Origin of the sequence: Paenibacillus xylanilyticus (assembly GCF_047246825.1) — a bacterium.
In the GTDB taxonomy this organism is placed as follows: domain Bacteria; phylum Bacillota; class Bacilli; order Paenibacillales; family Paenibacillaceae; genus Paenibacillus; species Paenibacillus xylanilyticus_B.
In genome coordinates this window covers 211,558-233,659 of sequence record NZ_JBFOLB010000007.1, presented here as the reverse complement: position 1 = coordinate 233,659, position 22,102 = coordinate 211,558, and the positions used below count along the sequence as shown (strand labels likewise).

22 protein-coding genes, 1 pseudogene and 1 riboswitch are annotated in these 22,102 nt (G+C 38.6%); of the genes and pseudogenes, 21 read left to right on the top strand and 2 right to left on the bottom strand.

The annotated features are described in order from the left end of the window. Positions 1-2: 2 nt before the first annotated feature. The 3 genes from AB3N00_RS27425 to AB3N00_RS27415 all read left to right on the top strand — a co-directional run bounded on the left by AB3N00_RS27425 (position 3) and on the right by AB3N00_RS27415 (position 1,798). The gene (locus tag AB3N00_RS27425; protein WP_110821618.1) at positions 3-827 is read left to right on the top strand and encodes a hypothetical protein; all 825 of its coding nucleotides are present in this window, start codon (positions 3-5) and stop codon (positions 825-827) included. 228 nt (positions 828-1,055) lie between these two features. Continuing rightward, positions 1,056-1,469 carry an NAD(P)-binding domain-containing protein gene (locus AB3N00_RS27420; protein ID WP_110821619.1) on the top strand — a complete coding sequence of 138 codons (414 nt, stop codon included), beginning with the start codon at positions 1,056-1,058 and terminating at the stop codon, positions 1,467-1,469. Next, on the top strand, positions 1,370-1,798 hold the full coding sequence (locus AB3N00_RS27415; protein WP_110821620.1) for a hypothetical protein: 429 nt from the start codon (positions 1,370-1,372) through the stop codon (positions 1,796-1,798). The genes AB3N00_RS27420 and AB3N00_RS27415 overlap by 100 nt, the downstream gene beginning before the upstream one ends. Positions 1,799-2,128: 330 nt before the next feature. Here AB3N00_RS27415 and AB3N00_RS27410 read toward each other — a convergent pair. Further along, positions 2,129-2,314: pseudogene (locus AB3N00_RS27410) on the bottom strand (hypothetical protein); the annotation flags it as partial. A 369-nt stretch (positions 2,315-2,683) separates the two neighbouring features. On the opposite strand from AB3N00_RS27410, the gene AB3N00_RS27405 reads away from it, so the two are divergent. The 9 genes from AB3N00_RS27405 (at position 2,684) to asnB (ending at position 11,965) form a co-directional block, all read left to right on the top strand. Then, entirely contained in the window at positions 2,684-3,250 is a 567-nt protein-coding gene (locus AB3N00_RS27405; protein ID WP_258377754.1) for a YdhK family protein, read from the top strand. Positions 3,251-3,694: 444 nt separating this feature from the next. Beyond that, positions 3,695-4,681, top strand: a complete 987-nt coding sequence (gene spoIIP / locus AB3N00_RS27400) for a stage II sporulation protein P (protein WP_181429895.1) — start codon at positions 3,695-3,697, stop codon at positions 4,679-4,681. A 274-nt stretch (positions 4,682-4,955) separates the two neighbouring features. After that, positions 4,956-5,864: a WD40/YVTN/BNR-like repeat-containing protein gene (locus AB3N00_RS27395; RefSeq protein WP_110821623.1), complete on the top strand. Its 909-nt coding sequence runs from the start codon at positions 4,956-4,958 to the stop codon at positions 5,862-5,864. Between the two features lie 327 nt (positions 5,865-6,191). Further along, positions 6,192-6,554 carry a hypothetical protein gene (locus AB3N00_RS27390; protein ID WP_258377755.1) on the top strand — a complete coding sequence of 121 codons (363 nt, stop codon included), beginning with the start codon at positions 6,192-6,194 and terminating at the stop codon, positions 6,552-6,554. Positions 6,555-6,703: 149 nt separating this feature from the next. Beyond that, entirely contained in the window at positions 6,704-6,889 is a 186-nt protein-coding gene (locus AB3N00_RS27385) for a hypothetical protein (protein ID WP_110821624.1), read from the top strand. After that, on the top strand, positions 6,876-8,267 hold the full coding sequence (locus AB3N00_RS27380) for an ATP-binding protein (protein ID WP_110821625.1): 1,392 nt from the start codon (positions 6,876-6,878) through the stop codon (positions 8,265-8,267). The genes AB3N00_RS27385 and AB3N00_RS27380 overlap by 14 nt, the downstream gene beginning before the upstream one ends. A gap of 109 nt (positions 8,268-8,376) precedes the next feature. Further along, a complete protein-coding gene (locus AB3N00_RS27375; RefSeq protein WP_110821626.1) occupies positions 8,377-9,084 on the top strand; it encodes a response regulator transcription factor in 708 nt (235 codons plus the stop codon). A gap of 158 nt (positions 9,085-9,242) precedes the next feature. Beyond that, positions 9,243-9,376, top strand: a riboswitch (cyclic di-AMP (ydaO/yuaA leader). 5 nt (positions 9,377-9,381) lie between these two features. Next, a complete protein-coding gene (locus AB3N00_RS27370; RefSeq protein WP_110821627.1) occupies positions 9,382-9,855 on the top strand; it encodes a C40 family peptidase in 474 nt (157 codons plus the stop codon). A gap of 214 nt (positions 9,856-10,069) precedes the next feature. Continuing rightward, a complete protein-coding gene (gene asnB, locus AB3N00_RS27365) occupies positions 10,070-11,965 on the top strand; it encodes an asparagine synthase (glutamine-hydrolyzing) (protein ID WP_110821628.1) in 1,896 nt (631 codons plus the stop codon). 545 nt (positions 11,966-12,510) lie between these two features. Here the strand turns inward: asnB and AB3N00_RS27360 are convergent. Continuing rightward, positions 12,511-14,109, bottom strand: coding sequence for a multicopper oxidase family protein (locus AB3N00_RS27360; protein WP_258377757.1), 1,599 nt, complete (start codon positions 14,107-14,109; stop codon positions 12,511-12,513). Positions 14,110-14,257: 148 nt separating this feature from the next. Here AB3N00_RS27360 and AB3N00_RS27355 point away from each other — a divergent pair, with 148 nt between their 5' ends. The 9 genes from AB3N00_RS27355 (at position 14,258) to AB3N00_RS27315 (ending at position 21,983) form a co-directional block, all read left to right on the top strand. Then, positions 14,258-14,578 carry a metal-sensitive transcriptional regulator gene (locus AB3N00_RS27355; protein WP_079350242.1) on the top strand — a complete coding sequence of 107 codons (321 nt, stop codon included), beginning with the start codon at positions 14,258-14,260 and terminating at the stop codon, positions 14,576-14,578. A 194-nt stretch (positions 14,579-14,772) separates the two neighbouring features. Next, positions 14,773-14,955, top strand: coding sequence for a metal-sensing transcriptional repressor (locus tag AB3N00_RS27350; protein ID WP_258377758.1), 183 nt, complete (start codon positions 14,773-14,775; stop codon positions 14,953-14,955). 98 nt (positions 14,956-15,053) lie between these two features. Further along, complete coding sequence (locus AB3N00_RS27345) at positions 15,054-15,257, top strand: cation transporter (RefSeq protein ID WP_110821629.1); 204 nt, start codon at positions 15,054-15,056, stop codon at positions 15,255-15,257. 54 nt (positions 15,258-15,311) lie between these two features. After that, positions 15,312-15,548 carry a glutaredoxin family protein gene (locus AB3N00_RS27340; protein WP_110821630.1) on the top strand — a complete coding sequence of 79 codons (237 nt, stop codon included), beginning with the start codon at positions 15,312-15,314 and terminating at the stop codon, positions 15,546-15,548. Between the two features lie 244 nt (positions 15,549-15,792). Continuing rightward, complete coding sequence (locus tag AB3N00_RS27335) at positions 15,793-16,122, top strand: four-helix bundle copper-binding protein (protein ID WP_110821631.1); 330 nt, start codon at positions 15,793-15,795, stop codon at positions 16,120-16,122. A 258-nt stretch (positions 16,123-16,380) separates the two neighbouring features. Then, positions 16,381-16,578 carry a cation transporter gene (locus AB3N00_RS27330; protein WP_110821632.1) on the top strand — a complete coding sequence of 66 codons (198 nt, stop codon included), beginning with the start codon at positions 16,381-16,383 and terminating at the stop codon, positions 16,576-16,578. Positions 16,579-16,597: 19 nt separating this feature from the next. Next, positions 16,598-19,033 carry a heavy metal translocating P-type ATPase gene (locus AB3N00_RS27325; protein WP_110821633.1) on the top strand — a complete coding sequence of 812 codons (2,436 nt, stop codon included), beginning with the start codon at positions 16,598-16,600 and terminating at the stop codon, positions 19,031-19,033. Between the two features lie 170 nt (positions 19,034-19,203). Then, a complete protein-coding gene (locus AB3N00_RS27320; RefSeq protein WP_110821634.1) occupies positions 19,204-19,821 on the top strand; it encodes a TVP38/TMEM64 family protein in 618 nt (205 codons plus the stop codon). Positions 19,822-19,994: 173 nt separating this feature from the next. Continuing rightward, entirely contained in the window at positions 19,995-21,983 is a 1,989-nt protein-coding gene (locus AB3N00_RS27315; RefSeq protein WP_110821635.1) for a peptidoglycan D,D-transpeptidase FtsI family protein, read from the top strand. The last annotated feature ends 119 nt before the right edge of the window (positions 21,984-22,102 follow it).

Below are 22,102 nucleotides of genomic sequence, written 5' to 3'. Positions count from 1 at the left end.
GAGTGCCTTTCAAAGCTTTGGAGGAATTTGTGGAGAACTCACAGTACAGTAAGATGGTAAAGCTAAAAAAATGTATGGATCTACTTCGAGTATCTATAGGAGAGGATCAAATCAAACGAGGCTTAAGACGAATGGAGTGGACTGAATTAGGGATTGTCGGTTCATTTAATTCGATGAATGTATATGAGAAGCACAATATGGAATTAATGGAGTGCTTCGATAATCATGGTGTAATAGGGCAAGTCATGAACATAAAATGGAGGGAACTACTATCGCATGAGCAGGTGCTTATTTCAGGCCTATGTAAACCGAAAGAGCCTTATATAAGGTTTACCCCAAAAAGAAACAGGAATGAGTCTGCTTATGATTTTGATGGTTACCAGTTAAAACTAGTGAACCAGTCGATCCATTCGCAGTTGATTGAATGGAAATCAAATAAGTGGCTGTATAACCGTTTATTCGACTCGTGGGTGATTATTCGTAAACGAGCTCTTCAGGGACTATTGGAACAAAAAAAACGTAAAGAGATCTTGCCAGTCGGAAGTATTTCTTTGATTCAGTCCGATCCGGAGATAAGCTCTTTACACGTGCAAAAATATCTGGGAAATGAACCACTTATAAGTCGCGGTGGTGTGGATATGTCGAAAGTAAAAGAGTACGCGGCAAGAGGATTTTTTTCTCTACCTGAGATTCAACAGATACAGAAAATATCAGATGTAAGAAGCGCATATACTTTAATGGAACTTACCAGGGAGCGAAGGTTAGCTACCCAGATAAATCAGAAACAATTTTTATACGCTAGGTTAAGTCGAGAATCACAGATCTAAGTCTTTCATCATAATAATTGTATTTTGCAAATAAATCTTTAAAATGAACATATACCGATGTTTGAATAAAGAGGAAGCCAAGGCCTAGAAGAACGCAATGCAAGGTTTGAGGTCGCAGTATTGTAGAGAAAATTTTATACACTATAATCAGTTAGATCGTTGTAGTAATTTGAAAGAACTCCTTTTTAAATTATACTTGCAAAATGAAAATAATTTAGAGAATAGAATATGAAACAGATCTTGAATGTCATTGTCATTGGTGGGGGCCAGGCTGGGTTGGCTTCTGGGTATCATCTGAAAAAGAGGGTGTCCTTCTTAATTTTAGAGGCAGGTGAAGATGCAGCAGGGGCATGGCCTAGAATTACGAAAGTCTCAAATTGTTTTCCCCGGCAATCTATGCATCTCTGCCAGGACTACTCATTACATCTCCGGGAGATCGCTTATCCTCATCGGGATGAGGTCATTCAATACTTGAAGGAGTATTCCTCTCATTTTGAATTACCTTTAGTTTATTACAGTCGTGTTGAGAACGTATCTAAAGAATACGATTATTTCAGAGTGGAGACTTCCGCGGGAAAGACATATTTTGCACGGAAGCTGATCTCCGCTACTGGCTCCTACTGCAGGCCTTTATACATTTAATAAATAAGCAAGATGAATTTACAGGTTCAATTCTACATTCTGAAACTTACAGCACTCCGGTTTCATTTCAAGATCAGAAGGTCGTTGTCATAGGAAGAGGGAATTCAGCGGTTCAGATTGCCATGGAATTGTCGGGAGTAGCCGATACCAAACTTGACCGTGCGAGAGCCGGTGGCACTCATTCCACACCGCCTCCTGGGCCAAGATATTCACTTTTGCCCATTTTATTTATTTCCAGTAGGTGTCGCACTTCATATTACAATCCGTCAAATAAAAAAAGCCTGCCGGCTTTAATAGCAGGTAGGCCATTGGACTTTCCAGAGAATTAGGGAATGGAGTCGATACCGGAGCTACGAATAGCCCAGTGTGTTGTTTCTGACCATTTATTTTAATGGATCATTTTTAGTGTATCCTAAATTTGCAGTTCTATACGTTAAGAATGCCCACCATCGCCTATAATGGTGGGCATCTATTTAGGTAGGTAGACTTCATGGTCTAAATCGACATAATTTGCAAATGTTCAAGAATTGTACGGGATATTTCTTACATACATAAGAACCCCCGCCGTCCAGAAGTGAGGGTTCCTTTTAACAAACCGTTTGAAAGGGGTTCCGTTCATTATATACAGAGTCACAACAAACCATTCTTATTGTTTTTAATTAATCTGAAACAACAAATCCGTCAAAGTTCTCAGGTCCTACACGAATCGTACCTAGCAAGTTGGAACTTATAAATGGAGTGTAAGTCAATTGCGGCGTAATTGGCGGGTTAAAGTCATCTGCAGAGTACGTAATAACTTGTGGTGCAAGTACGCTTAAACTGAATGTCGATGTAGCGGAGTAGATATATTCAGGAAGACGGAGATGCTGGATGTCTGACTTGCGGCAACCTATTATTACACCGTGCGCAAGAAGACAAACGAGGTGCGAAAAGAAAATATGGTTTTAAAAAGGAATTTCGCTAATACCTGAGTTTAATTTGATGAAAAGAGAGAGATTTGGTTACCTTGAGAGCTTTACAGGATTTTGTAGAGAACTGAAAATTCGCTAATTTTTTTCCTGCGATAAAAGTGACCTAGAGCATAACGGTAGTGTTACTTTATAAATAAAAATGATCAGTAGGGAAATCTTCACAATATCTTCAAAGTTTTTGGGTAAACTGTTAGAGTGCCTCGTCTATACCCACCCACAAAAAAAAAAATAAAGTAAAGGTGTGTGACAACAGTGAAAAAAATATTCATTTTACTTAGCTTGGCAGCTATATTGGTTTTAAGTGCATGTGGAAACAATGAGAACACTAACAATTCCAATACGGGCTCAGAAAGCGAGCATTCGAATATGGGTGAGATGGATCATTCAGGATCGGGTGAAGTTCCAGAAGGGTTAAAAGAATCCGCGAATCCGACCTATAAAGTTGGAGACGAAGTCGTCATTCATGCCAGTCACATGGAAGGTATGGACGGAGCAAAGGCAAACGTAGTAGGCGCTTATGATACAGTAGCATACGCAGTAACTTTTACTCCAACGACTGGAGGTGATCCAATACCGAATCATAAGTGGGTTATTCAAGAAGAACTCAAAGATGCAGGTAGCGAGCCCTTAAAACCAGGGACCAAAGTTACCCTTGAAGCTGAACATATGGAAGGTATGATGGGTGCTGAGGCCACTATTGACTCGGTTGAGAAGACAACAATTTATATGGTGGATTATACACCAACTAACGGTGGAAACCCGGTTAAAAATCACCAATGGTTAGTAGAGAGTGAGCTTTCAACAAAATAGACCCCGTATGGAATGACGTCAGAAATGACGTCATTCTTTTCTTTTTCTGCGCAACATCAAGGTTTATAATTTTGGGTCGAAGTTAAATTACATACTTTAATTGTCTCTAGTGTTCAAAATTAAATTTATGTTTAGGGAAGATTGATGTTTACCTTTTAAAGATATGTCCTTGAAGTATCGGAGTACCTTTTTTCACAAATTTCAGCCCTTAAGTCGATAACTGTCCCTATGAACAGACACTCTAAAAACGGTGTAAACATAAGGGAATTTATAACTATGAAATATATATGGCCAATAGAGAACAGACTTGATTATATAAATCCATAGGAAAGCTATGAGAGCCTTCCTATTTTTATTGTGGGCTGGGATAGGAATGTTGTTCTATTCTATGAAAAAGTGAATAGAAATAATAGAGACAAAATGAAAAAGAGAGGGAGAAACGAAATGGCTCGAAAAACAAGAATGGGAAAGTTAGTCGTTTTTACATTTCTATCATCTTTCATTATCTCCTTGAAAGTTATCCCTATGTACATTGACTTAACTCCATTAGAGGAAATCTTACCTCAACGCAGTCAGGTAGAGGTAAAGGATATCACTGCAGATCAATCGGCCGGCGCAGTATCAAAAGAGATACCCAAACTAAGTAAGAACACGCAGAATTCTGAAGATAAGCTAACCAACCCTCCGACTAAAACAGAAAATACAAACCATGAGCATGTGACTAAGAAGCCAAACAACGTATCTGTAACGAAAAATATAACCCATCAAAAAAGTGCTTCTCGATCCACCCAACCACAAGTTCTTATTTATCATACTCATAATCGTGAATCTTGGTTACCAGAGCTGCAAGGCAAAATCTCTGCCGATGAAGCATTTGATTCTAATACTAATGTCACCTTACTGGGAAAGGACCTCACGAATAAATTATTAGCGAAAGGGATGAATGTGATTCAATCTACTGTAGACTATCCGAGTATAGTCAAGAACTTCGAATACGCTAAATCCTACAGTTATTCAAAGACTACGTTGAGCCAGGAATTGTCTAACCACAAATCACTTGACTATGTCTTCGATATCCATCGTGATTCACAACCCAAAGATCAGACGACCATTATGTTTGATAAACTTAACTATGCACAATTATATTTTGTTGTAGGAAAGGAAAATCCCAACTGGAAAGAAACGATGAAATTTGCCACCAGAATACAAAACAAATTAAATAAAAAAATACCAGGATTATCGAAGGGGATATACTCAAAAGATCATTCTAGTGGTAACGGAAAATACAACCAATCGCTTGCTGAATCAAGTGCCCTTATCGAAATCGGCGGTGTAGAGAATGTATTAGAAGAAAATTACAGAACGATTTCAATCTTGGCCGATGTAATTCACCAAATCTGGCATGAAGACCATGGATCAACACTTTCATAGTAGCAAGATATCATCCACACCCTAATTAGCTTTCGCTGATTGGGTTTTTTTATTGCGATTTCACCCCAATTTAAAGCGAAGTGACTATTGGCTATATTCATCCATGAAGCTCGTTTTAACCTTATGGCTCAAGCTGTTAAATGAATAATTTTTAGGCTATACCATCATGTACTAATAGAGTCCTCCTCCTCATTTCTACGTTAAAACTCGCAGAATCTTCACAATTTTTCTCTATAATGACCTAACATTATCAGTGGTGAGGAGAGAACGGTACATGCCTATAAAGAAAAAAGGGTTTACCTTGGGTATCGGCTTTTATTTCGCATTATTATTAGTGGTGATTGTCGGTTTTGCTATTTGGGGAGGGGTTAAAAAGGAAACTAAATCAAATTTGGATGTATTAACGGCCCAGACCAACACCCATCCTCATATCTTTAGTTATGCAGCCAATGATACAACCATATGGATGGGTACTCATAACGGAGTATATGAACTTATAGATCAAAGATGGCAGCGAACTTTTAAAGAACTTATGACAAGTGATGTGATGGCAATTGAAACGAATCCCAATAATCCCTTAAACATTATTGTTGCAGGGCATGGATTTGTAAAACGTTCTAATGATGGCGGGGAGACCTGGGAAACTGCTGAGAATGGTCTTCCAAGTCAAGCAAAACCCAATGAGCCCGATGTACACTATTTAGCAATGGATCCGAAGAACTCAAGTCATTTATTTGCGATGCTCGCTGGTGCTGACAAAAATTTGTATGAAACGAAAGATGGAGGTGAACAGTGGCAAAGTGTCGGGAGCATACCTCAAGGGGCTTATTCCATTTCCATACTTCCCTCGGCTACAGAAACCATTTTGGCTGCTACGGAAACAGGTCTGGTTCGCTATAACATCAAGGACAGCGATATAGAGCAAATCCAGATTACCAACGAGCCAGCATACGAGGTACTTTCTTTATCCGATGGAGGCACGATTATCATGACAGAAAGTGGTCTTTTAAAATCTACAGATTTAGAAAAGTGGTCTGACCTTGAGGTAGACTTACATGGTGAGATGCCTTTGGGGATCAAAGGTTCAAAGCAAGATCCAAATCGGCTGGTCATCGTGACAGATCAGTATTCGGTTTATGAAAGCAATGATGGTGGAGCAAAATGGTCTTTAAGGGAATCATGAAGAACAGCTCAGATATAATCCGATCCTTACTACGGACAGATGGATATCTGTAAGGATATTGTCAATAATGATAGGTTGAATAGAATTTTCAGCATACTATGTAGTAAAAAGAAAGGGTTGAATATAATACCATAGGGGGGTATACTAAGATCGTTAAATTACGATCAAGGCATCCAAGGAAAAATAAATCGGTTAAAGGGGAAAAAAGGTGAACAATGAAAGATTGATGATTGCAGTTTCTCCACCGGTTCAAGTAGGAGGTAGCTTATTTACTGCGGGACAACTTTCAGCCATTAGTAAACTTATGGGTCCAGAGCAAAGACTGAAATGACTCCGTTTAAACAATTATATATTGAAGTATCGGTTGAATCGGAAAGGATTATAACGGACAATCTTCGAAGCATCGGACTTGAGGTAAACCCAGCAGGTTTTGCAACCAAGAGCCTGATAGCCTGCACCTTCTGCAGGGGAGCTGAGGATACTGGACTAGATATTGCTCAAAAATTAAATAAAGCTATAGCGGGTATATTGACACCGACACCTCTTAAGGTCGGATATGCTGGCTGCGCACTTGGGACTAGTGAACCCCTTCTGAGAGATATCGGCATCGTTAAAATGAAAGAGAAATTCGATATTTATGTTGGTGGAGATCCAAAGGGAATCAAAGCTTCTTTAGCAGAACTTTTTTAGCTGGTTTAACGGAAGCGGAAGTGACACAAACTGTATTGAACATAATTGATTACTACAAAGTACACGCAAAAGGTAAAGAAAAATTCAGTAAGTTTTTGAAGAGGATCTCTGTAGAAGAATTAAAGGGAATGGCTTTAAATTTATAGTAAATGGCGAAAATGAAATTAACCACTGATTGGGGAAATTCCGTTTTAATATCTAAATTTAATGCCATAGTACTGTTAGTAAAAAATAATCTCGTCCTTTCTGAAGGGAAAATTTATGAAGTCGCCATTTTGGCGACTGTTTTGTTTCTTAATAACGATAAAAAAGGTGATGCATTTGACATGGAATAAAATTCATTTAAAACTGAGCTTTACCATTTTCAGTTTGTTTATTGGAATTTTAATATTGCTAAGTATTGTACTTAACCTCATATTTACGAATTTCTTATCATCTAAAGTACACGATGAAGCCAACGAGTTAGCAGCACATTTGTCCTCTATGCTTGAGGAGCAAGGTACCAGTGCAGAACAAATGGCCGATTTTACGGGGGTTCAGATGTATATTTTGAGCTCAAAAGGAACCTTCATTGAATCAAAGGCTTCAGGCATTCCTACCCTCCCTGAATATATCTGGGAGAATGATAAATTGTTAGAAGGGCAGAAGGTGGAAAAAGAATTTACTTTTAATAACAAACTTTACTTGCTTCATGGTATCCCCGTGACCACAATTCCAACAGTCAAAGGAATTTATGTGATTAGTTCTCTAGAAAACATGAAAGAATCGATCCAAACGATCAGAAATTTACTTTTTATAGCCGGCATTGGATCACTGTTGCTCGCGATGGGATGCATCTTTTTTTTATCTAAAAGATTATCTAATCCCTTGTTAAAAATTGAAAAAGCAACTCGTCAGATTGCCAAAGGAGAACTGAATTTAAAAATCCCTGTAGAAACTAAAGATGAGATTGGTTCATTGTCACAAGCCATAAACGACCTGGCTAGAGAATTAAAGCAATATCGAGATAATCGTTCTGAGTTTTTTGCCAACGTCTCCCATGAATTGAGGACACCCATTACTTACTTAGAAGGGTATGCGGATATTTTGGCTAAAGATCTTGTGGAAAATGAAGAAGAAAAGAAAAAATATCTACAAATTATTTCAGAGGAAGCACAACGTTTGAATGTAATCATAAATGATCTCTTTGAACTGTCTAAAATGGAGGAAGGTAAAATTGACTTGAAGCTAATGTCAGTCGAACCCACTTCGATCATCCAGAGGTCTATAGATAAGGTTCAATTAAAAGCCCAAGAGAAAGATCTTACTATTCAAAGTAAGTTGAGTCCCGTACCCCATATTTTTGTGGACCCCAATCGGTTAGAACAGATCATTTTAAACCTATTGGATAATGCAATTCGTTACACAGCTGATGGGAATATCCAAGTTTCACTAACTTCCGAAGTAGGTGGAGTAGCGATTAATATTAGCGATTCCGGACCAGGGATTTCAGCTGAAGAACTTCCATTCATATTTGAACGCTTTTACAGAGTTGAGAAATCTAGGTCACGTGAATATGGAGGAACAGGACTTGGGCTGTCTATTGTTCAAAGTCTTGTGTTACAACAAGGAGGAACAATAAATGTAGAGAGTAAGATTGGAGTGGGCACATCATTTAAAATATTTTTCCCTCCCATCACATCTTCATTGAAACCACATAGCTTTAAATTATAATATGTGAATCAAATGAGCTAATGATTTGAAAGTCACAGTAAGAAGAAAAAGTTCATGGCCTTTGGTGTAGGCTATGATGTTATAGATTTTATTGGGTGGTGGTAACCGTATGAATAAGTTGAAAGCATTAGTTATTGATGACGAATGGAATATGAGAAATCTCTTGCGTATTTATTTAACTAAAGAAGGTTTTGATATTACGGAAGCTCATAATGGAACCGAAGCTCTGTCCTATCTTCAGAAACATTCGTATCATGTCATTTTATTAGACGTTATGATGCCGGATATGGATGGTTGGCATCTTTGTAAAAAAATCAGAGATTTTAGTGAAACACCAATATTGATGCTTACAGCTCGAGGGGATGTGAAGGATAAGGTACATGGGTTAGGTGTGGGTGCAGATGATTATATGGTGAAACCTGTTAATTCGGATGAGCTCATCGCTCGTTTGTATGCGCTTGTTCGACGTTCCTCTCAATATTCGAGCTTAAAAGAAGCCGGTAAAAAGATCGTGTATTCGGATCTGATTATTTACCCAGATAGAAGACAGGTGTTTGTATTAGACACAAGTCTGGAGTTTACCCAAAAAGAACTTGATATCCTTCTTATATTGGCGGAACATCCACAAAGAGTTTTCTCTAGAGATGAAATAATAGAACGTCTGTGGGGAAACGATTTTTTCGGGGATAATCGAGTCGTTGATACTCATATCAAAAATATCCGCGAGAAATTGCAATTGGCTGGATTAAATCAAAACCCCATTCAAACGGTTTGGGGTATAGGTTATAAGTGGTTATACAGTGTAGAGGGGTCGTGAGCGATACAGCATTGTCAGTTAACAATAAAAGAAGCGATTGCTTACCTGAATTCGACAGGAGGCGGTCGCTTCATTTTTTCGTACACTAAGATTTACGAAATTTCTACATAAAATCCACACAATTTAAAACTATAATACTCATTATGGTTACAAATTATTAACTATTTTTGCCGAATTTCGTCTTGAAAACGGGGGAACCATTTGTTGGGTGAATTATTCTTGCACAAAAAGAATATAGGGATCCTTTAACCGAATCCTTAAGCTAACTCCGTAGGCAACAAAGGGAGGAACAAGAGTTTGAAAAAAGTAATTTTGTCGGTGCTTGGAGCAACAGTTTTATTTACGTCTACTGCAACGGGAGCATTTGCTAGTCAGGCAAAACTAACTGCAGAAGTAAAAGAAGTAGTTGGAACTCCATACCTATATGGCGGCACAACGACATCGGGTTTTGATTGTTCCGGCTTTATCTTGTATGTATTTAATGCGTTTAAATTAGATTTGCCGCGTACCTCCAGTATGCAAGCAAAGAAGGGATCGTTTGTAGAGAAAGAAGAACTCCGTCCAGGAGATCTCGTCTTCTTCAATACGAATGGTCGTAGCATCTCCCATGCAGGTATTTATGTAGGTAATAATCAATTTGCACATTCTTCAAGCAGTAAAGGTGTTCGAATTAGTAGCTTATCTGAAAGTTATTATAAAACCAGATATGTTACAGCTCGCCGAGTGGTTAGCGATCAGAACTATCTTAAAATGATTGACGATAGTCATTAAAAAAAATGGACGAGCTCGTGAGTAATTCACGGGTTTGTCCATTTTGTTTCACAACTACCTCTGAACAGATACCACCATTTGTAGTTGAACAAAACCTGAAAATAAATAGATAACTAAGGAAACTGTGATTTATAGTACAGACCATATTATTTTCACAAATTCCACATACATGAAGGCTAAACTAATCTTATATTGATTAGAGGAGATTAGCCCAATGTGTGGATTTGTAAGTATATATAACAAATATCGTATGCCAGTAGATGCAAACCTTCTGCAAAATATGACAGACTCCATAGCTCATCGTGGCCCAGATGATGAAGGTATGTATATCAATGATCATATCGGTTTGGGCTTCAGGAGACTAAGTATACTGGATATCGCGCACGGGGCGCAGCCCATGACCAATAAGACCAGAGATATTTGGCTTGTATTCAATGGGGAGATTTATAATTATAAAGAGTTGAAGGATTGGTTAAGCCAAAAAGGTCATACATTTTATACAGATTCGGATACTGAAGTGCTGCTGAGGCTTTATGAAGACGTTGGAATTAAATGTGTCAGCTATTTACGGGGCATGTTTGGTTTCACCATATGGGATCGAAAAAAAGATCTTTTATTTGCGGCAAGGGATCATTTCGGGATAAAGCCTGTATATTTCAGTGAAACCGCCTTTGGATACATGATTGGTTCTGAAATTAAATCGATACTGGCTTCAGGTAGGATTGATCGGGAAGTAGATGAGAATGCACTATATCATTATCTTACATTTCAATATGTACCTGAACCTTCAACCATGTTCAAAGGAATCCATAAATTGAAAGCCGGCCATTATTTGATTGTACAGGATAATGAATTGATCATTAAACCGTATTACGAAGTGAAGTTTGAGCCAAATGAAAACAGGTCCTATTCCGATTTAGTAGAGGAGACTCGATCGGTAATAACGGAATCGGTGTGTATTCACAAGAACTCAGATGTCCCCAGGGGCGCATTCTTATCGGGCGGTATTGATTCAAGCAGTTTAGTTGGATTACTTCATCAATTGGAACCAACCCAAACATTCAGCGTTGGATTCGATATGCCGGGATATAGTGAATTGGATGATGCCAGAAAGACAGCCGCTTATTTTGGGACTGAGCATCATGAAATTCGGATTAATGCCCGCGACTATATAGATATACTACCTTCTCTAATATGGCATATGGATGAGCCAGTAGCAGACCCCTCAGCCGTGGGTCTCTACTTTGTATCGAGGTTGGCTAGTCAGCATGTTAAAATGGCCTTCTCAGGAGAGGGCGCGGATGAATTTTTTGGTGGCTACAACATTTATCAGGAACCATATGCTCTCCGTATGTTTCAGGATCTTCCAGGAAGATTGAGAAGTCTTGCAGGACATCTTGGAAGGTTAATGCCCGATGGCATGAAAGGCAAGGGATTTTTGGAAAGAGGTAGTCTTATTCTACAAGAACGTTACTTTGGGAATGCGAAAATTTTTATGGATCATGAAAAAGATAAGGTATTAGCACCATGGTTAACGGAGCAGGGGGTATGTGAACCGACTCTTCAGGTGACTAAGCCGCTTTATAACCAAGCGAAGTTATATGATGAAGTCACGCAGATGCAGTATATTGATATTCATACTTGGCTGCGTGGAAACATCCTAATGAAAGCAGATAAAATGTCTATGGCTAATTCCTTGGAACTTCGGGTTCCCTTTGTAGACACAAAAGTATTTGAATTAGCTGCTACAATTCCCACAAAGTATAAAGTTACACCTACAGCAACCAAATTATTGCTCCGTGAAGCTATGAAAGGTGTGGTTCCACCTGATGTACAGCACCGAAAAAAATTAGGTTTTCCTGTGCCTACCAGGGTATGGTTGAAAAGTGAATGGTACACATGGGCTAAAAATCTGATTATGACGGCAGACGTAGATCAATGGATCAATAAAGCGTATGTTTTGCAGCTACTTGAGATCCATAAGGAAGGAAAATTGGATGTAAGCCGTAAATTGTGGACCATCCTTGTATTTATATTATGGCATCAAATATATATTGAAAATCGTGTGTATTCCTTTTCCGTTCCTTCTTCCAAAAGAATGATTTTGTAATCCTTTATCTTTAACAAAGTTCTCCAAAGAAGATGAGAAAACAAAAACGAAAAACGAGCCTTTGCTGAACAAAAATGACCAACATTTTTGAAAAGCTGATGGTATCAATCCCTCGAGATAGAGATCATGTTAAAATGAGCTCATTATACCGGGGGATTTTCTTATGCCACCCAAATAGGAAAAGCAATAAGCAATAGGAATGTTCGTCTGATGGCAGATCAACAACCGAATGAGAGTGACGTTTAAGATCAAGAGCGTGGACCAAATCCGGAGATAGAACGCAAAAATCATTTTTGTTACTGAAAATTGAGGAACTAAATCTAGAGAAACCCATAATTTGTAGCAGTAGGGCCTACATTATGTCAGTATCGCTTGTTTTACAATTAGGGGCATCAAAACAAATGCGGCGATCACTCCTCGGTTGGATTCCGGAGAAGATCGCCGCATAATGGATTCTTCTGTTTTTTAGTATCTCATTGACTAGACTTGTCATTTGTATCAGCAGTTTATAGTAGAGCGTGGAAAATGCTTCTCATTAATTATCCTTATTCAGCCACGTTATCTACATTCGGATCAGGTGTATAGTTACTTTCATAATCTGTATACACTACTTCCGTTACCATTCCCGCGGAAGCATGGTGCAAATCATGGCAATGGAACATCCAATCTCCTGGGTTATCGGCTTCAAAAGCAACAACGTAGGTTTCTCCTGGTTTAATATTTAGGGTATCTTTCATGATCGTTGACCCCTGATAGGATTGACCATTTTTACTTAGTACTTGGAAAAATTGACCATGGAGATGCATGGGATGGTCATCCGTCTTGGACTGATTTACAAAAGTAACTTTGACCTTGTCACCTTTCTTGACTTGTATGACATCTGTATCCGGAAACACCTTTCCGTTGATTGTGTAAACCATTTCTCCGTCTTTCATCTCCGTATTTAAATTCATAGTCACGTTCTGATCAAATGTTTGATTCAAAGAAAATTTAGGATTTGAAATGTTACCGTATTTCTCTAAATCAAACACGGGAAGCTTGAGAGAAGTATTAGAAATGTCATTTTGAACTTTTGAACCTTCATATTGGATAACGGCTTTCATATTTTGTATCGGTTTTTCAGTTCCGTGTTCCTCAAGTAGCCAGGAGCCTGGATTATCCGCTGTAAATTCAATATCATAACGTTCTCCAGGAGCAATAGAAAGAATTTGATCTTTAATCACCCCGGGTTCATTAATAGGCTGACCATCCGAAGCAATTACTTTAAAATTGTGGCCATGTAAGTGCATTTGATGACTGATAAATCCTGCATTAATTAGGCGAATTCTAACTTTATCTCCTTCTTTCACAGCTAGCTTCTCAATGGCAGGACCTGTTTTTCCGTTTACCGTGTATAGGTCATACATGCTCATATCATGTCCGCCCATACTCAACGTGTCCTCGTCCATATTCTTATCCGAATCGGACATATTCATTTCATTATGATCCATATCTTTCATATCCTTGCTGTCGGAATCACCCATACTCATGTCGCCAGAACTCATCCATTCATCTAACATAAGAGTGTAGTCCCGGTCATAGTCATTTTTGAGTTCTTCAACAACAAGCGAACCATACAGTCCTTTATCCACTTGGTTTACACTGTCTTGGTGAGAATGGTACCAATAGGTACCTGGTACATTGGCTTTGAAAACATACGTAAATGTTTTACCTGGTTCAACAGCATCTTGTGTGACGCCAGGTATGCCATCCATATTATTGGGAACCGGATAGCCGTGCCAATGAATGGAGACAGGCTGATTCAATTCATTTTTTAAATTGATTTTTACGTTATCTCCAACTTTTACACGGATTTGAGGTCCGGGGACAGAATTGTTGAATGTCCAAACAGGTAATATCTTACCTTTGGAAACTTCAAGATTGCTCTCTTCGGCAGTGATCGCGAATTCTTTACCGTTTACCACTGGAGTAGCAGATGTGAATTTCACGGTATTAGGACTGGAATTAACCGTTGTAGGATTATTCATGTTTGAATGATCCATTTCTTCCATTGCGTTGTTTTTAATAGCATTTGCACATCCCGTAGCAAAAATAGCAAAAGAACTAATTACGATAATTCTCTTTATAAGCATAGATTTTTTCATATATCTTTCCTCCATGTTTTGTATTTGTTTGGTAATAACAATAATAGTATAGATAATTTATGTAGAAATAATGTGGTTGATTTTCATTTTGTATAGTATAGGGGGGCTATAGTATAATAAATGTATAAAGAAAAGGAGTGATCGGAACATGGGGGATTTAATTCAAGAGCAGGAGTCATGTAACACCGAAGAACGTAGAAGTCATCATTCTGAGAAAACAAAGAATAATTTGATTAGCCGGCTTAACAGAATTGAGGGACAAGTTAGAGGACTAAAGGGATTAATAGAAAAGGACACTTATTGTGATAATGTGCTGAATCAAATCTCTTCAGTCCAAGCAGCATTGAACGGGGTAGGTAAACTTTTGTTAGAGCATCACATGAAAAGCTGTGTAATGGAACGCATTCAGGAAGGTGAAAACGAAGTTATTGATGAATTATTAGTTACTATAAATAAATTAATCAAATAGTGTTGTAAACAAAAGAGGGTTCTTGCAACCCTTTTTTGTTTACAGCAAAATATTTTGACAAATATACGGTAGGGGGGTATTCTAATGAAAAAGGAGGTGTGTACATTGAATGACATTCCATTGGACAATATAGAACTAGGTTATTCATCCAAATACAATCGGAACAGTTACCATTCATCAAAAGAGAAAATAATATGCCAATTCGTCTAAATCGTATTGAAGGAAAGATAAGGCGAATCAAGGGTCTTATTGAGAAAGATAACTACTGCGATCAAGTATTGAATCAAATTTCGGCTGCTGAGGCAGGGCTAAATGATGTCAGCAACGTTCTTTTGAGAGGGCGGATTGAGGACTTTGTGGTGGATCGGGATCAATAAGGTGATACTGAAGTGGTGAATGAATTAATGAAAACAATTCAATCCATAATGAAATAACATATATTGAAATCACAATTAAAAGGGGAGAGTATTCGAAAATGGAAAATGTTACGCTAAAAGTTAAAGGAATGTCATGTGGACATTGTGTAAACTCAATAGAAGGGGCTCTGAATCAGATAGGAGCTGACGCAAAAGTGATTCTTGCCGACGAAAAAGTTGAAGTGAAATTTGATGAAACAAAACTTAAGCTCTCGGTTATTAAAGAAGCGATAGAAAATCAAGGTTACGACATAGTTGAATAACGTTTGTAGTCGATCTTCTTGAACTGTAAGATCACATAGAAGAAGGTGAAGCGTATGAATGTCGAGGTATATACAACGCCAACTTGTGAAGATTGCAAAAATTTCAAAAAATTCTTAAATGATCATCAAATACTGTATACAGAGTTTAGTATAGCTGATAATCCAGAAAATGCTGTTATACTTCGTGAACGAACAGGTAAAAACCTGGTACCTACAATTTTCATTGATAATGAAGTTTATTTCGGATTTGTCTTCAATCGTCAAGAAATTGAGCAAAAACTTCTTGATTAGGAAAGGATATATGCAAAATCGATTTACTAACCTAAGGTATAGGTTATTTCTGCCAACTCACTAAGATGAAATTAGAGCATATGGAATTAAAATTTCTAAACCATTAAAACGGATTACACATGAATCCCTTATACTCTAGAGTAGTTGATTATCTTCTGAAATGCTCCGTGAATAGAATATTTCTATATGGGGTATATATAGAATAGGGGACTACCCTAAATTTATATATAAAGGAGATTTATTAATGTCACATCAAAAGTACAAAGAGTGTATTGAAGAGTGTTTAAAATGTATGGTCGCATGTAATCATTGTTATGTTTCTTGTTTGGATGAAGAGCATGTTGGAATGATGAAGGAATGTATTCGATTGGATCGTGAATGTGCGGATATCTGCGAATTTGCCGCTCATGCGATGTCGATCAATAGTAAATATGCTAAAGCTATATGTCTGGTTTGTGCAGAAGCTTGTGAAGCGTGTGGAAACGAATGTAAAAAACATGATCTTGAGCATTGTCAGCAATGCGCAGAAGCATGCTTTGCTTGTGCAAAAATCTGTCGTGAAATGGCCGCTTAATAAAAAACAAGTAACACCTAAGGGGTTTTCTCAGAATCAGTTCTTAAATTCCGAGAAAACCCCTTCTTTAACGAATTCCTAAGAAACAATCGATTTATGTAAAGGGAATAACAAATAACATAATACATATCAACAATAAAATGGGCTGAAAATTATCGAGTCTTGCTTGACATAATATAGGGTAGGGGGGTATTGTATTCATATGGAGTCAAGCAAATCTTACGAAATATAAATCTCGAATAAAAGGAGTAATGAATTATGCAAAATGTAGTGTTAAATGTGAAAGGCATGTCTTGTGGGCATTGTGTCAACTCGATCGAAGGTGCTTTAAAATCACTCGGTGTTCACGGGGATGTTAATCTTGAAAATGGCACTGTTACCGTAGTATATGATGAAAATAAGGTGACTCTAGAGCGCATTATAGAGACTATTGAAGAGCAAGGATACGAAGTCTAAAAGGTGAGGTGTATATGTAGTGTCAACAATCGAAGAGAAAAAAGCACAAACATCACTTCAACTCACAGGTATGACTTGTGCCGCTTGTGCTTTAAAAATTGAAAAGGTTCTGAACAAGCTGGAAGGCGTATCAGAAGCTAACGTAAACTTTGCGATGGAAAAGGCGACAGTAACGTATGACCCGAGTAAAGTCGACATCGGTAAGATGGAAGCAAGCATTGAGAAGCTTGGCTACAGTACAGTTAAGGAAGCTGTTGATTTGGAACTTGTCGGTATGACTTGTGCGGCTTGTGCCTTGAAAATCGAGAAGACTCTGAATAAGTTACCCGGCGTAAGCACGGCCACCGTTAATTTCGCCATGGAAGTTGCTCATGTCGAATATAATCCGGCAGATGTTTCTGTGACTGATATGCAAAAGAGAGTAGAGAAACTTGGATATCAAGCTGTACCCAAACAGGAACAAAGCGACCCGGCGGAACGTCGACAAAAAGAATTATCAAAACAAAAACGGAAACTTCTTATTTCTGCTATTTTATCATTTCCCTTGCTCTGGGCGATGGTAAGTCACTTTTCATTCACTTCGTGGGTATGGCTGCCAGATCTCTTTATGAATCCATGGTTCCAATTGATTTTAGCAACTCCTGTTCAATTTTATATCGGAAGACCCTTCTATATTGGTGCATATAAAGCATTACGTAATGGTAGTGCGAACATGGACGTTCTCGTTTCATTAGGGACCTCAGCAGCCTACTTTTACAGTCTATATCTAACCGTTGTGTGGGCGTTTGAAGGCGGTAGCGTACATCATGGCCCAGCGATGTACTATGAAACAAGTGCCGTGTTGATTACATTAGTGGTAATGGGGAAACTGTTTGAATCCCTGGCAAAAGGACGTACGTCTGAAGCCATTAAATCCCTAATGGGGCTTCAAGCCAAGACAGCAATAGTTGTCCGAGAAGGTCAAGAATTGACCATTCCCGTGGAAGAAGTGATTGCAGGTGATGTTGTAATTGTTCGCCCAGGTAGTAAAGTGCCTGTCGATGGGGAAGTTCTGGAAGGCCTATCATCTGTGGATGAATCGATGCTTACAGGCGAAAGCCTCCCTGTTGAAAAAAAAGCTGGGGATGCTGTTATTGGAGCCACCATTAACAAAAACGGTGTGCTTCGAATTAAAGCAACAAAAGTAGGTAAAGAAACTGCTCTTGCACAAATTATTAAAGTGGTCGAGGAAGCGCAAGGTTCAAAAGCTCCTATTCAACGGGTAGCCGACGTCATCTCCGGGATCTTTGTACCTATTGTTGTAGGTGTCGCTGTAGTGGCATTCTTGGTATGGTACTTTATAGTTACACCTGGTGACTTTGCAGGTTCTTTAGAAAAAGCAATTGCAATTCTGGTTATTGCTTGTCCTTGTGCTCTAGGGCTTGCTACACCAACCTCCATTATGGCTGGTTCTGGGCGCGCAGCTGAACTTGGAATCTTATTTAAAGGTGGAGAACATCTGGAACAGACCCATAAAATTGATGCGATCATTCTCGATAAAACAGGTACAGTAACAAAAGGTAAACCTGAACTTACCGATGTTTTGGTCGATGGAGATGAAACAGAATTCCTTAAACTTGTGGGGGCAGCTGAGAAAAATTCAGAACATCCATTGGCCGAGGCTATAGTTGCGGGTATTATGGAAAGAAATATTGAACTGCCCGGGACAGAATCCTTTGAAGCCATTCCAGGTTTTGGAATCAAGGCTACTGTTGATGGTAAAGAATTATTAATTGGTACCCGTCGCCTCATGGATAAATTCGATGTAGAAGCAAAACAAGCTTACACTACGATGTCTACTTTAGAGGAATCTGGGAAAACGGCTATGCTTGTCGCTATCGATAAAGAGTATGCGGGTATGGTTGCTGTGGCAGATACTATCAAAGAAACCTCACAAGCTGCTGTCAGCCGTTTAAAAGAAATGGGTATCCAGGTCATTATGATTACAGGGGACAATGAAAGGACGGCAAAAGCGATAGCGGCTCAAGTGGGAATTGATCATGTCCTCGCTGAAGTTCTTCCTGAAGGAAAAGCGGATGAAGTTAAAAAGTTGCAAGCTCAAGGTAAAAAGGTAGCGATGGTAGGAGATGGTATCAACGATGCTCCGGCCCTTGCTATGGCAGACATCGGGATGGCTATTGGTACGGGGACGGACGTGGCTATGGAAGCTGCTGATGTAACTTTGATGCGTGGCGATCTATCCAGTATCCCAGATGCCATCTATATGAGTCGTAAAACGATGGCTAACATTAAACAAAATCTATTCTGGGCACTCGGTTACAATACGCTGGGTATTCCGATAGCCGCAATCGGCCTCTTGGCCCCATGGGTAGCAGGTGCTGCGATGGCATTGAGTTCAGTATCCGTTGTTCTTAATGCACTTCGGCTACAACGTGTGAAAATACGTAATTCATAGAGGCGACGTGATTAAAGCTAATAAATGTATAAAATATATTTTGTTATAGATTCTATTGTTGTTATATTATATAAAAGTACCCACGCAGGGATACGGGGTATCCCCTGCGTGGGTACTTTAGTGAAGAAAAGGCACACATAAATTAGAAATCTGTTCAGGAGAATGTTAGGTTGAAAAAATGGATTATATTCGGTGCTAACCTGATTATGTTTATTCTCATTTTCAGTAAGCGAGATTCATTGTATGCATGGATTGCTGGGGAGAATACGCCTAGTTTTCCCCTGATGTTTCTCGTTGTGACTATGCTTGCTATATTTCCTGTGGTCCCATTCGGCATCGTAGGTGGAGTGATAGGCGCTAAATATGGTGTAGTATGGGGCAGTGTTTTGAACGTGGCCACCTCCACTTTAGCGGCAAGCATTGTCTATGTATTGGCAAAGTCCTCTCTTCATTCTTGGGGAAGCAGGATCATTCGGAAATTTACCTTCCTAAACGAATTGCATACGACGAGCAGCCAGCGCCTGTTTTGGACGATTCTTTTTGCTCGCATCATACCCTTTTTCCCAGCTGCTGCAATCAATATTTACGCTGGGGTATTCCATTTAAATTTTAGGATTTTCATACTTGCAACCTGTATAGGTAAAATCCCTGCTATGATTGCCTTTGCGTATATAGGGCATGAATTTTGGAATAATGGAACACGCTTGGTACAAGTCAGTCTGGTCTATGCTTCATTTTTATTATTGGTTTTTATCGTGAATAGAATATTTCTTCGTCACAAAGAATAGTTACAATTCCATAAGGTGAATTAAAAAAGCACTACGTTCTTCGTAGTGCTTTTTTGCTTTTGAATTCTTCGGTCATTTGAAATTTTATTGTATTGATATAACAAAATCCACACTTACTTCAAATTTAAACTTTACAATATTTCTTAAGAACAAACCAAGAGGAGTAGTATCAGATGAACAATCATCACGATGTAGAAGAAGCCAACCAAAAGAGTTCCAATTTACGCATTAACTTTTTCTTTTTTTTATCCTTTGTCATTTTTTCAATTATTATCATTCGTCTTGCTGTTATACAATTTGTAGAAGGCCCTGAACTTGCCCGTTTACAAAATGAAAGTGTCACCAGATCGAGTCCTATGCTACCCGTCCGAGGTACCATCTATGATTCATCAGGCAAAGTGAAACTGGCATATTCTGAACCTATTCAGTCGCTATATATCACTTTATATAAAAATTATAGTCAACAGGAAGGTGGTCCTGAAAACCCAAATCGTGAGGAAGCTAAACAATTTGCAGAGAAACTATATGGAGTGTTTCAGGAATTTAAAGATCCTGGGAGCAAAGAATTGTCGGTAGAAGATATATTAAATGCGATGGACCTGCAATATCGACAGACTCAAGGTTATTCTCCGAGATTGATCAAGAGTGAATTATCCGATAGAGAAGTCGCTTATTTTCTTCAAAACAAAAATATCATTCCTGGATTGAGTGTAGTGGAGGAAAGTAAACGTAAATATGATGAAGATAGTGTGGCTGTTCAAGCTATTGGTTACATGAAAACATTTAAAACATCAAAGACTCTAGAGAAATACAAAGAAATTGATAATCTAAATCAAACTGAAACTAATCCCGGACTTGTATATTCTGAGCTGGAAAGTGTTGGTGTTGATGGTCTTGAACTTCAATATCAGGATGTGCTACGAGGACAAAGTGGTTATAAAGAGATCCCAATTAATGCATTGAATTTGCCTGAAGAAGGCGGGAACATGCTCCCTCCAAAAAAAGGTTTCGATATCATCTCGACCATCAACAAAAACGTGCAAGTTCAAACAGAACAAGCTATTAAAGAACAGTTGGATTGGCTACAGCGAACTCCTGTTTCAGGAAAGCTTCACTCCAATGCAAAAACAGCATTTGCTGTCGCTATGGAAGTGGATACCGGTAATGTCGTGGCTATGGCAAGTATGCCGGATTATGATCCGAATGCGGAATGGGATTATGAAAAGATAAAATACATCTATAGAAATGGAACAGTTGAATCTTTCCCCCCAAACGATACCGGAAAGCACCCAGAGTCAACCGTATTATTGGGGTCAACAATTAAACCATTGAGTGTTTTAATTGGCCTAAATGAAGGTTTTTTTGCTCCAAATTCAACATATCAGGATCGAGGATACGCGGAGTTTGGTAAAGACCGTACCAGAGTCAGGAACTCCTCAGGTAGCGTATATGGGCTCTTAAATCCGGAAACAGCAATTATGAAATCATCCAATGCTTTTATGATTGACATGATCGGTGAGCAGCTTTGGAATAAGTATAATGTTGAAGGAATTAAAGTATGGGATGGATATATGAAAGAATTTGGCTTGGGCGTTGACACCGGAGTGGATTTACCCAAAGAATTTAGAGGCAGAATTGAATATAACCAGGAAAACCAATCTGCACTCACAGGCTTGGCTTTTGCTTCATTTGGACAACAAGGGAAGTATACAACGATGCAGCTTGCACAATATACCGTGATGTTAGCCAATAAAGGAAAGCGTCTAGAACCACACCTGGTAAAAGAAATACGTGACTCGGAAGGAAATATAGTTAAAAAAGTTAAACCTATAATACTGAATACAGCAAATTATGAAGACAGATACTGGCGCACTATTCAACGTGGAATGTCTACCAATGTAGATGTCGCGTTCAGTGGGTTTCCATATGATTTTGCGAGAAAGACAGGCACCTCCCAACAAACTATTTATATAAATGGTCAGTCAATTAATGTTGAGAACGGGGTATTCATCGCCTTTGCACCTCGTGAGAATCCAAAACTGGCAGTAGCCGTGGTTGTACCTGAAGGGGGGTATGGATCAAGTAGCGCAGCACCCATTGCTCGTGAAATATTTGATGCCTATGATATGGAATATGGTCTGGAACCCGATTCAGCAAAGTGATCCGATAGATCAAAGCAATAATAATTGTTCAATTGAGATATAGTTGATGTAAAAAAGAGTTTAATAATAGAACAAGAAGATACATGCTTAACAAGAAGAAAAGTGGCTAATATTAAAGC